This is a genomic window from Aquimarina algiphila (assembly GCF_007489275.1).
GTDB classification, from domain to species: domain Bacteria; phylum Bacteroidota; class Bacteroidia; order Flavobacteriales; family Flavobacteriaceae; genus Aquimarina; species Aquimarina algiphila.
In genome coordinates this window covers 20,730-32,622 of the sequence record NZ_VLNR01000086.1, presented here as the reverse complement: position 1 = coordinate 32,622, position 11,893 = coordinate 20,730, and the positions used below count along the sequence as shown (strand labels likewise).

Genomic DNA, 11,893 nt, shown 5'->3' with positions numbered 1-11,893 from the left:
TCAGTAAGATGATTTCAATAGATAGTAATGCGTTCACGACATTTGAGTAATCAATAAGCGCAACTATCTATGATCCAAGTACAAAATCTTTCCAAATCATTTCAAAACGTACAAGCGGTAAACGATATTAGTTTTACCATTAAAAAAGGAGAAATCTTCGGATTCTTAGGCCCTAATGGTGCTGGAAAATCTACCACGCTCAATATGATGAGTACTATTTTAAAAAGTGATACAGGAACTATTCATATCGATGGTAAAAATAGTATTGAGAATTCTAAAGAATGTAAACACTTGATTGGTGTTGTACCTCAGGAGATATCCCTATATGAAGATCTTTCTGCGTATGATAACTTGTTGTTCTGGGGAGATTTATACGGAATTCCTTCCAAAATATTAAAAGAAAGAATCCATACAACCTTAGAATTAATCGGATTGTTAGATCGGAAAAAAGATTTGATCAAAACCTATTCAGGAGGAATGAAACGCAGAATAAATATTGCCGCGGCGTTATTACATCATCCGAAAGTATTATTTATGGACGAGCCGACTGTGGGCATCGATCCTCAAAGTAGAAATCACATTTTTGAGGTCATTGAAACCTTAAACAAGCAGGGAATAACCATTGTCTATACAACACATTATATGGAAGAAGTAGAGCGTTTGTGTGATCGTATTGCCATTATAGATTCTGGAAAAATCATCGCACAAGGAACTCAATCTCAATTGAAAGAATTGGTGCAGACGAAAGAAAGCATTCAGTTCGAATTTGATTTCCTTTCAGAAGCTAATGTAAATCAACTAAGAAAATTACTTTCCTACACCATGACACAAAATAAAAATAAGTTATTAGTAGAAAGTACCGTGAAAGAACTTTCTAATGTGATCACAGCATGTAATGAATTACAATTAAGCATCAAAGATATACAACTGAACAAAGTAAACTTAGAAGCGATCTTTTTAAACCTCACAGGAAAACAATTAAGAGATTAACAAGCATCAATCCATTACAAAACCAACCATCATGATCATTACTATTTTAAAAAAAGACCTTAGACTGTATTTCTCAGATAAAAAGGGAATTCTAATTACCTTTTTATTGCCTATTATTATGATTACGTTATTTGCATTTGCATTTGGCGGTGTTGGAAAAAAGAAAAGCGCTCCAAAACCTTTGGGAGTTTTAGTTGTGGATAAAGATGCCACAACGGCTTCTCAAGAATTGATTGCAAAATTGAATACTATGCAAACCATTCGTTTGATTCCTTCAGAAGAAGAGAAAGCTTTAGATCTTGTCAGGAAAGGAAAAAATGTAGCTGTTTTAATTTTTGAAAAAGGATTTTCTGATGCTGTCGCTGCTGATGCAGCTTTACCCATCGAATTAAAGTACGACGCAGCAAGAGATATACAAATGCGAATTGTGCATACAGTGTTAAAAGAAGGGTTCAGATACCATTTAGGAAAAATAAATGTGATTAACAATGTAAAGCTAAAAACTACTTCGTTAATAAAAGAGAGTTCTACCAAAGCGCATCCTGGTTTAGTACAAGCCGTAGGAGGAACAGCAATTATGATGTTGTTATTTAGTATAGCCGCTATTGGCGGTGGATTGTTAGATGAAAAAGATGCAGGGACTTTAAAACGTTTGTTAATTGCCCCTGTAAAACCATTACATATTTTATTAGCAAAAATGGGAACGGCCATGGTGGTTTCTATTTTACAATTAACTACCATGTTTGTTTTTTCTTGGTTGGCATTTGGATTACCAATTTTTATGGATACATTCTCATTGATAGTGTTGATTTTATGTATCTCGTTTGCAGTGTCTAGTTTTGGAGTTTTCTTAGTGTCTACAGTAAAAACACGTCAACAATTACAAGGAATGAGTACCATTATTATCATTCTGATGTCTGCTATTGGAGGAAGCATGATTCCGATTAGTATGATGCCGGTATTCATGCAAAACATTGCAGTAATTAGCGTAAATTATTGGGGAATTGAAGGTTTCTTTGATATTTTTTGGAGACAATTACCATTGATAGCCATTCTTCCTAAAATGGGAATTCTACTAGCCATTGGTCTTGGAATGACTTTGGTTTCCACAGTATTATTTAAGAAAAATATTATTGCGATAGAATAGCCTGTCCAAAATGCATTGTCAAATACACCTCTATAGTTAGGGTGTTACCCTTCGGGTCGGGCTATCACTTATACTCCTCGCTTCGCTGTGGGGTATCCGTTCTATCCCTAACACAGGTTTCAATCAACGCTTTCTTTTAGAGGATAAGTTAAGGTTGCTATAGTACCAATGTTATTATTTAATTTATAAGTAGTTTATCTATTTGCAATTGCTTATTTGATTTTAATGGCTGTTCTTGTCCTTGAAGGATCAGTATCAAACTGGCTAGAGAAACTAATCACATTACCCTTTTCATCTCTATTAAAATGAAAATCAAAATACCTTCCTAAAATCGCAAATTCAGTCTCGTTAATCACTTGAATTTTCGCTCCCTGGACATCTCCTGTACGAATTAAGGTTAATTCTCCATCTCTAATAACGATCTCACGAACATAAGCCCCATCTTGAAAGGTGCCGCAATATTGTTTTAATGCTTTTTCTGGTACTTTAATAGCAGGTCGCTTATAAGCAAACCTCATGCCTTGATTCATAGCCTCTGCCTCTCCTCCCAAATGCCCCATATTTTCAATCATTCGAAAACCTAAAGTTAAATGATTATAGTTATGCCTTTTTATTTGATCAAACATCTTAATCGCCTTTGGCATATCATTATATTCGCTGTTTAAAAATATTACGTTGGCGTGTAGACTTTTATTTTTTTGATAAAACGCTTCTTCCAATTGGTATGGATAGTCATCATCCCACCATAAAGTAGGGTTATTAATAATATAATTAGTAAATAAGGAAGGTTGTGTAAACAGTGTATAATGAGTAAATAACCCAGCAAATGAAGTTCCTGCCAACGTTCGATTTGTTTTGTCTGATCTATAATTACGATCTATTAGCGGGATAATTTCATCACTCAATACCTTTAAAAATGTTGATGCTCCACCAGAAGTACTTATTCTCTCTATCGCTGTAGGGGTTAAATCTCTTGTTCTATGTAAGGTTGGGCTTGTCTTTGATCCACTATTAGTAATTCCAACGATAATTATTTCGGGGGCGAAACCATCATCCCAAATACCTTTATAAATGTGTGTAGTAACGCCAAATATGCGGTAGCCGTCCAGTGCATAAAATACAGGGTATGTTTTCGTTGGATCATTAATATAGTTTTCAGGAAGATTAATATGTAATGTATAATCACTGTTGTTAATTTCAGATCGAAAACGAATAGATTCGGTACCAACTATAAACAAATCTTCTGGTTCTTTTGAAATTACTTGAGCATTACTTAATTGAGAAAGCAAGAATACAAAAAGAATGAGTGTATAAATTATATGGACGTGATTTTTGAGAATTTTCATTTTTTAATTTAGGGTATTTACTACAAGGTTTATCATTGCTTTGGAATATGTATTCGCGAAAGCATATAAAATTCCTTAGTTTTTATCTTGACTATTTTGTAATGTTAATATTTTAGCTTGGTATGTTACTGAGGTCTAAGTGTTTCAATAATTTTAGCATCTACCCAAAATATATCCCCATCTCTGTCTCCCCTATTAAAGAAAAAATATTTTCTGTCTGGTGTTACATATCCTCCGGATTCCCAGGAATCGGTATTTATTTTATCTCCCATATTAATAGCAGTTCCCCATGAACCGTCTTGCTGTCGAAAACTGATATACAGATCAGAATCACCATATCCATTGTCTTTTTCACTATCCCAGATTAAATAGGACTCATCTGGCGCAATGAAGGGATGGGCAGTCCATTTACCTGTGTTAATCTCCTTGCCGAGAAGTTTGGGTTCTTCACGCTTACCATCCTTAATTGTTGATATACGGATTACGTCGTTACTTTTATAATCATCAAAAACATAGGTCCCTTTGCTGGATGCCGACAAGCGCATAATACCCCAGTCTTCCCTGTCAAACATGGGGCCAAGACTTTTTACCTCTGACCAACCAGTCTCGGTACGTTCCATATATTTGCTACCCAAGTGCATGATCTTACCATCGGGAGCAAAGATGGGTCGACCTACTCTGGGGCCTACCACAGATTTTTGCCATTGATTGTCTTCTAATTTATAAACAACTAAGGACCAGTTTTCCGTTTTGACGTCTTTTCTGGTAAAATAAAATTCTTTCATGTCAGGTGTGAAGAAAGCACTAAGGTCGCGATGCTCTGTCGAAACAATTCCAGGAGCGAATACTTCAGGTGTTAAGCCAGGTGGTTTTTGCCCAAGATAAGGTCCCTCCAAGATTGGAAAACTAGGTTCACTTTCCATATTTTCTTGAGCAAAGACAATATGAAGCGATATAGCATATATCAATAGTAGTAATTTCATTGTTTTCATGTTTCCTTCTTTTTATTATGGATCATTCTTTGGGGCTAAGATTCTCAATAACTTCTGTGCTCACCCAATAAATGTTTGCCAGTCCAGGTTCTATATCTCGTTCATCCCTACCAAAAAACAAATACTTGCCATCTGGAGTGATTCTTGGCCCTTTTTCATTAAAACTAGTGTTTATGGTATTCCCAAGATTTATGGGTTTTGTCCACGTTCCGTTTTTCTTTTTAAAATAGACATACATATCATTATCCTTTCTTCCTTCTTCATCTTTCTGTGCGGTTACTATCAAGTAATCTTGAGATGGCGAAATGAAAGCATGATGACCAAATTCTAATGCAACTTCATGGATTTCAGGAAACTCACCATTTTTATTAGGTGCATAATATGTTTTGAGTTTTGATAGATTGAAATAATAAAGATCACCGTTTTTAGCCTGATTAGGAAAAAACACCAGATCGTCATTTATAGGAGAATCAAGCAGAATTGCATCACTCCAGAAATCTCCTAAACGGTTTACATACCAAATTTTCTCATCCTTAAAAACAGAGTCTAAAGCTGTGAAATAGATCCTTTTGTCATCAAGACTAACGAATGGATGCATTTCTTCATTTTTTTTCCCTTTAGTAAAATTTGCTCTTTTTATTGGAGCCCAATTTTTGTCTTCGAGTCTTGAGAAATAGATAGATGTTTCGTCGTCGTCATTATCAGCTGCAAAATACATTTCAGTCAACTCCGAAGAAAACGAAACGGTTCCTTCAAACCTTCCATTAATTGAAACAATACCTGGAGCAAAAATTTCTGGAGTTAAACCTGGTGGTTTTTGGCCAAAATAAGGTCCCTCTAAGAGTAGAAAACTAGGATCGTTTTCGATATTTTCTTGAGCAAAGGCAGTATGAAGCGATATAGTTAATATCAATAGTAATAATTTCATTGTTTTCATGTTTTCTTCTTTTTATTATGGATCATTCTTTGGGCCTAAGATTCTCAATAACCTCGGTATCTACCCAATAAAAATTTGATAATCCACTTTCTTCGTTATATCTCCCAAAGAATAAATAGTTACCATCAGGAGTTATACTTGGGCATGTTTCATCGAAATCAGAATTTACGGCATTCCCAAGATTCATTGGTTTTGACCAGGTTCCATCTTTCTTCTTAAAATAGACATAGATTTCACTGTCTTTTCTTTGATCATCTTCTCTGTTTTGACCATTTACCACTAAATAATCTTGAGATGGGGAAATAAAACCGTGAAAACCAAATTCAATTCCAACTTCGTGTACTTTGGGGAATTTATCATTTATTTTAGGTGCATAATACATTTTTCGTTTTGACAAATTTGTATAAAAAATATCTCCGTTTTTCGCTTCATTCGAATAAAAAACTAAATCATTATTTATAGGGGAGTCAAGTTCTCTGGCATCACTCCAGGAATTCTCGGAACGCTTTACATACCAAGTTTTAACTGAAGATTCATGGTGAGGAGATGTAAAGGAATCATGAGCTGCAAAATGAATCATTGTACCATTAGGACTCACAAATGGATGCATTTCTCCCACTTTTTTGCCTTTTGTAAAATTTACTTTTTTAGGACTTGTCCATTTTTTGTCTTCGAGTTTTGAGAAATATATACTTGGATCTTGGTCTTCATAATTAGCTCCAAAATATAATTCTTCTAAATCAGGAGAAAACGAAATACCATGTTCATATCTTCCATTAAGTGAAATAATTCCAGGAGCAAAAATTTCTGGAGTTAAACCTGGCGGTTTTTGGCCAAAATAAAGGTTTTGTACAATTGATGAATCATTATCTTCAGAGTCTTGTTTTTTACTATTGCAGGCATTTAAAAATAGTGCCCCTACAAGCAGCAAAATAGAATACGTTTTTCTCATTGTATAAATTTTTAAAATGCTTTGCGGTCTTTCAGATAAAATGTGAATATTTTCCAACTGCCAGAATGAATGATTTTTAATATTTGATGCATTTTTAACCACTAAACATGTTACCATATATCATTTTAGATTCAATTTTGTTTCATTTACTTTTTTGTAATTCCGTAAGTTTATGTTTAGCATCATTATTTTGGGGGTTTAATTCAAGGGATTTCGTATAATTTAAAATTGCCACGTCAATTTTTCCTGCTTTCATACAGGCTTCTGCATAACTATCGTATACTTTATAACTATCAGGATAAAGCATGATATTTACTTTGAAAACATCTTGTGATAATTTCATTCTATCTGCATGGAAAAAATCATAACCTATATCATTTAAATAATCTTCAGTTACAGTAAGATAGGTTGAGTCATGTTCTTTTAAGACCATATATGCATTAAGTGCTTTGTCAAAGTCACCTTCAAGAAGGAATTCTATAGGTTCTTTTTTATCAGTATCCATCTTAACAAAAGTTGAAGCTATTGTTCCATCGTTTCTATTCAGGTAAATTAAATTGAGTGTTTGGTTTTCAGAATCTGGCTTGAATTGGACAAGTCGACTAGAATTTCTTTTAACAAAACTACTATCCGAGACTTTGATGAGTTCTTCCGCTTCTAGGTCAAGTATATTTTTATAGAGCAGTTGATTGTCCTTTTGAAAAACTTCAACAATCCTACCATTGGCGTTATATCTACCAGTAATTTCATCGACTAAAGATTGTTCAATTTCTATTTTTTTATGTATTGGAACAAACTTATCCCACTCATAAGCCATAGCAACAGCGCGGATCACTTCAGCATTAAACTCAGGAAAAGTGGAATTAGTGAACACTACCACACCATAACCTTTATCTCTATGAGCCATAATCTCAGCATAAAAACCTCTATTCCATCCGTGATGCCTTAAGTAGATTTCATCATTTCTATTAAAAAGCTGAAAACCTAAGCCTAGTGTAAATGACCAACCAGGATTATTACTCACTCCATATGGTGTGCCCATTAATGCTGTCAGACCTTTTGATAATCCTTTAGTACGCTTATCGTTTAGGGTTTGCTGTACGTTAGCTATAAATTTTGCATAGTCCTCGGCAGTTGTCCATAATCCATTTGAAGCCATTGAAGGATAGATGTTTCTCCTTCCTTTTACCATAGAACCATCTTTTAAATACCCTGTAGCCGCCTTTGCTAATTGTGCTATTGTTAGCGATTGATTAAACGTACTATTGTTCATTTCTAAAGGTTGTAATACGAGTTCATCCATGATTTCTGGGAATGTTTTCCCCTCCACATCCAGCATCAATTGCTGAATAGGCACATAGCTGGTATACGCAAAACGAACACTTTCTTCAGGTTCTTTATTTGTAGTGACTGGCTCGTTTTTAGCTGGAGAAGTTCCGTTTAAGATCTCTACAAGTGTTGGAATTTTTTCATCAATACTATATCGTCCTGTTCCACGAGGATATATTCCGGCAGAGTGATTCAAAAGGTTTTTGATAGTAACTTTCTTGTCTTTGGTAAATTTATTTTCTGGTATTTTCCAGGATTTTAAATAACTGTTAACATCTTTATCTAAGTCTAATTTATTTTCTTCTACAAGACGTAATGCACCATAGGCTGTTACAGGCATACTAGTTGCTGCTGCCTGGAAAAGAGTTTGTTTTGTTACAGGAGTGTTACTTTCTTTATCCGTTACACCATAGCCTTTTGACCAAGCAATTTCACCATTATATATGACTGCAATACTCACACCTGGAATTCCGTAATGTTTCATACGTTCTTCTATAGACCATGTTGAATCACCTTCTATATGTACCCGAGTTGTAAGACCTGTTTCTACCTTTTTAACTAAATCAATGGTAGTATCAGTATTTGATTCTTTCGTACATGATTGAAAAAGAATAATAATGAAGAGAACTGAGATAATATTTTTCATTGTTTAAGTTTTTAAAATGTTTGGTAATGATTCGACTAAATCAGTTACCAAAATGAATAATTTTTAATTTTTGCAGGTATGTTTCAAAATGCCCAATTCACATTTTCACTATAATTACTGTTTATTTAGTTATTTTTTACCATGCAGATTATCATCCATAAACCAGTATTAAGTTTGATGGACGTTCATCTTATTGACTTTTTTGTAATTCCTTAAGCGTATGCTCTGTACGGTTATTTTGAGGGTTTAATTCAAGTGATTTCGTATAATTTTTAATTGCCAGATCAATTTCTCCAATTTTCACACAGGCTTCTGCATAACTTTCGTATACTTTGAAACTATCAGGGTAGAGCATGATATTTACTTTGAAAACATCTTGTGATAATTTCATTCTATCCTCACGAAAAAAACGATAACCAAGATCATTTAAGTAATCTTCGGTGACTGTAGGATGAATAGGGTCATGTTCTTTTAAGGCTATATATGCATTAAGTGCTTTGTCAAAATCACCTTCAAGAAGGAATTCTACGGGTTCTTTTTTATCAACATCCATCTTAACAAAAGTTGAAACTGTTGTTCCATCATTACTATTAACATAAAGTAAATTGAGCGTTTCATTTTCAGAATTTGGTTTGAATTGCATAAGTCGACTAGCATTTCTTCTAACAAAACTACTATCTGAGACTTTGATGAGTTCTTCCGCTTTTAGGTCTAGTATATTTTTATATAACAGTTGATTGTCTTTTTGAATAACTTCTACAATTCTACCATTGGCCAGATATCTACCAGTAATTTTATCAACTAAAGATTGTTCAATTTCCATTTTTTTATGTACAGGAAAATAATTATCCCATTCATAAGCAAGAGCAACAGAACGAAATACTTCAAAAACAAAAGCTGGAAGAGGGGTATTGGTCAACACAACCACACCATAGCCTTTATCCCTATGAGCTGTCATTCTACTATAAAATCCTGTACTCCATCCGTGGTGTTCAAAATAGACTTCATCTTTCTTATTATAAATTGAAAAGCCTAGTCCATATTGTCCATAACGATTTTTTGAAGATGGTGTAAGCATTAATTCCGTTATATCTTTTGATAATCCTTTATTATGATTATTATCTTTTAGGATTTGCTGTATGTTGATTATAAATTTTGCAAGATCCTCTGCAGTTGTCCATAATCCGTTTGAAGCCAATTCCGGATAGATATGCCTTTTACCTTTTACCATCGAACCGTCTCGTAAATAACCTGTTGCTGCTACCTTTAATTGCTCTGTGCTAAGAGATTGATTAAACCTACTGTTGTTCATTTCTAAAGGATGAAGCACTAATTCATTCATTAGTTCTGGGAATTTTTTACCTTGAACATCCATCATCATTTGTTGAATAATCGTATAGCCACCAGCTGAAATCCAAAGATTTTCATTAGGTACTTTATCTACGATGATTGGATTTGAATTGGCTGGGTGAGTTCCATTTAATACCTCTATAAGTGTAGGTACAGGTACATCTGTACTATACCCCTGAAAATCGTGCACGTTTACTCCGGCAGAATGACTCAAAAGATTTTTTATGGTGACTTTCTCTTCTTTGGTAAATTCACTATCAGGCAATTTCCAGGATTTTAAATAACTGTTAATGNATTCGTTCTTCTATAGACCATGTTGTATCGCCCTCTATGTGTACCCGAGTTGTGAGACTGGTTTCTACCTTTTTAATTAAATCAATGGTAGTATCAGTATTTGATTGCGCTGTACCTGATTGAAAAAGAAATATAAGTAATAGTACAGGTACATCTGTACTATACCCCTGAAAATCGTGCACGTTTACTCCGGCAGAATGACTCAAAAGATTTTTTATGGTGACTTTCTCTTCTTTGGTAAATTCACTATCAGGCAATTTCCAGGATTTTAAATAACTGTTAATGTCTTCACTTAAAGTCACTTTATTTTGGTCCACAAGACGTAATGCACCATATGCGGTTAAAGACATACCAATCGTTGATACTTGGAAAAGTGTTTTATCAGTCACAGGAACTTTACTTTTGGTATCCATTACACCGTATCCTTTTGCCCATGCAATTTTACTATTATTGATGACAGCAATACTAACACCTGGAATTCCATAGTGTTTCATTCGTTCTTCTATAGACCATGTTGTATCGCCCTCTATGTGTACCCGAGTTGTGAGACTGGTTTCTACCTTTTTAATTAAATCAATGGTAGTATCAGTATTTGATTGCGCTGTACCTGATTGAAAAAGAAATATAAGTAATAGTACTGAAATAATATTTTTCATATTTATATTTTTCTCATTGTTTAGATTTTTATAATGATTGATAATCCCCTTACTATTACTTAATAAAAGCTGGTAAGACCTTCTCTGCGATTATTTGCAGAGTACTGTTATCGTTATAATGAGCAGTAACCACAATCATCAGATCAAGCTCGTTAATCAAAATGATATACTGGCCACCTCCACCCTGAGCAGATATGGCGAAATAGCTTTTATCGTTATATTTCAAATTTGCCGACCACCAATAATACCCGTATCCTTGCTTAGAGACATCTTTGCCACCGCCATAGACATTATCATCGCCGGTATAGAGGATCCTGCTGGTTGCTTTGGTAATAAACGCTTCTGGAACCAGCTGTTCGCCATTCCATTTACCTTTATTGGTGGCCAAAATGCCCCACTTGACCATTTCGCGCGATGTCATACTAGAGCCACTTCCCGATCTTGGCAGGCCGCTTACGTCAGTTAGCCAATGATAATTGGTGATATTCATTTTATTGAGGAGTTCGTTTTTGATAAAATCTTTGGCAGACCCAGGTACAACTGCATCGATGACTTGCATGACTAACCTTGGATCGTCTTTATATTTAAAAATCTGAGAATCTGAAGTAATAGGTGCAGTGTGTTCAAGAAAAACCTGAACATGTTTCTGGCCTTTTATAAGGTCTGAATTTTCCTCGAGTTCTTTCCTTTTATCTTTACTGATATCGATACCAGATCGCATCGTCAACGCCTGATGTAGTGTGATTTTTTCTACACCTTCAACAAATTTTGTTGGATCCAAGTCTTTGAGAAAGCTTATCAATGGCTTATCTAAATCGGCTATAGTCAGATACCCTAACTGGATAGCACGCCCCAGCGCCAAGCCGGTATATGCTTTAGTAGCTGATGCTTGTGGATGTGGTAGATTGATTCGACCACGTAAATAATAGGATTCAAAAATCAGCTTCTTTTTGTGGGCAATAAGAAAACTGTCAAAATTACCATATTTGTTGTCGGCGATCTCCTGTGCTAACTTAAGAATAACTTCTTTATTACCTCCGTTGACACCCAATTTACCAACGGGGATACCGTCTTTCCTATGGGTTGGTGTGGTAGTGATAAAGGCTTTTTTAAGGTAAGGAATATCTTTGAATGAAAGCTTGGCTTCGGCGACTGTAGCCTCTGGTGGGTTATTATCACTTCGTTGGGAAAAACTACTATTTGCTAGTATAAGAAAAATTAAAAGTAGTAGTCTAGCTTTGTTTATCATGACTT

General features: G+C 34.7%; 10 protein-coding genes. 2 read left to right on the top strand and 8 right to left on the bottom strand.

Annotated features, from left to right (window positions below; translation table 11 throughout):
• Window positions 1-69: 69 nt before the first annotated feature.
• Together FOF46_RS27200 and FOF46_RS27195 are read left to right on the top strand one after the other, a co-directional pair.
• Entirely contained in the window at window positions 70-990 is a 921-nt protein-coding gene (locus FOF46_RS27200) for an ABC transporter ATP-binding protein (RefSeq protein ID WP_143918664.1), read from the top strand.
• A gap of 31 nt (window positions 991-1,021) precedes the next feature.
• Complete coding sequence (locus FOF46_RS27195; protein WP_143918663.1) at window positions 1,022-2,137, top strand: ABC transporter permease; 1,116 nt, start codon at window positions 1,022-1,024, stop codon at window positions 2,135-2,137.
• Between the two features lie 212 nt (window positions 2,138-2,349).
• Here the strand turns inward: FOF46_RS27195 and FOF46_RS27190 are convergent, their stop codons facing one another.
• The 8 genes from FOF46_RS27190 to FOF46_RS27155 form a co-directional block, all read right to left on the bottom strand.
• A complete protein-coding gene (locus tag FOF46_RS27190) occupies window positions 2,350-3,483 on the bottom strand; it encodes an alpha/beta hydrolase (RefSeq protein WP_143918662.1) in 1,134 nt (377 codons plus the stop codon).
• A gap of 125 nt (window positions 3,484-3,608) precedes the next feature.
• A complete protein-coding gene (locus tag FOF46_RS27185) occupies window positions 3,609-4,379 on the bottom strand; it encodes a hypothetical protein (protein WP_208746824.1) in 771 nt (256 codons plus the stop codon).
• 118 nt (window positions 4,380-4,497) lie between these two features.
• Window positions 4,498-5,412 carry a PD40 domain-containing protein gene (locus tag FOF46_RS27180; protein WP_208746823.1) on the bottom strand — a complete coding sequence of 305 codons (915 nt, stop codon included), beginning with the start codon at window positions 5,410-5,412 and terminating at the stop codon, window positions 4,498-4,500.
• 22 nt (window positions 5,413-5,434) lie between these two features.
• Window positions 5,435-6,364, bottom strand: a complete 930-nt coding sequence (locus FOF46_RS27175) for a PD40 domain-containing protein (RefSeq protein ID WP_143918661.1) — start codon at window positions 6,362-6,364, stop codon at window positions 5,435-5,437.
• 142 nt (window positions 6,365-6,506) lie between these two features.
• Window positions 6,507-8,339, bottom strand: a complete 1,833-nt coding sequence (locus FOF46_RS27170; RefSeq protein ID WP_143918660.1) for a serine hydrolase domain-containing protein — start codon at window positions 8,337-8,339, stop codon at window positions 6,507-6,509.
• Between the two features lie 190 nt (window positions 8,340-8,529).
• Window positions 8,530-9,954 carry a serine hydrolase gene (locus FOF46_RS27165; RefSeq protein WP_167571964.1) on the bottom strand — a complete coding sequence of 475 codons (1,425 nt, stop codon included), beginning with the start codon at window positions 9,952-9,954 and terminating at the stop codon, window positions 8,530-8,532.
• Window positions 9,955-9,976: 22 nt separating this feature from the next.
• Window positions 9,977-10,477 (bottom strand): serine hydrolase domain-containing protein, encoded by a 501-nt coding sequence (locus FOF46_RS27160; protein WP_478209726.1) that lies wholly within the window; start codon window positions 10,475-10,477, stop codon window positions 9,977-9,979.
• A 217-nt stretch (window positions 10,478-10,694) separates the two neighbouring features.
• Window positions 10,695-11,888 (bottom strand): serine hydrolase domain-containing protein, encoded by a 1,194-nt coding sequence (locus FOF46_RS27155; protein ID WP_143918657.1) that lies wholly within the window; start codon window positions 11,886-11,888, stop codon window positions 10,695-10,697.
• Between the last annotated feature and the right edge of the window lie 5 nt (window positions 11,889-11,893).

What these genes read in the sequence shown, in the direction of transcription:
- FOF46_RS27195 (WP_143918663.1), top strand. Translation starts at nt 1,022, where the DNA reads ATGATCATTACTATTTTAAAAAAAGACCTTAGACTGTATTTCTCAGAT.
- FOF46_RS27175 (WP_143918661.1), bottom strand. Translation starts at nt 6,364, where the DNA reads ATGAGAAAAACGTATTCTATTTTGCTGCTTGTAGGGGCACTATTTTTA.
- FOF46_RS27170 (WP_143918660.1), bottom strand. Translation starts at nt 8,339, where the DNA reads ATGAAAAATATTATCTCAGTTCTCTTCATTATTATTCTTTTTCAATCA.
- FOF46_RS27180 (WP_208746823.1), bottom strand. Translation starts at nt 5,412, where the DNA reads ATGAAAACAATGAAATTATTACTATTGATATTAACTATATCGCTTCAT.
- FOF46_RS27155 (WP_143918657.1), bottom strand. Translation starts at nt 11,888, where the DNA reads ATGATAAACAAAGCTAGACTACTACTTTTAATTTTTCTTATACTAGCA.
- FOF46_RS27200 (WP_143918664.1), top strand. Translation starts at nt 70, where the DNA reads ATGATCCAAGTACAAAATCTTTCCAAATCATTTCAAAACGTACAAGCG.
- FOF46_RS27190 (WP_143918662.1), bottom strand. Translation starts at nt 3,483, where the DNA reads ATGAAAATTCTCAAAAATCACGTCCATATAATTTATACACTCATTCTT.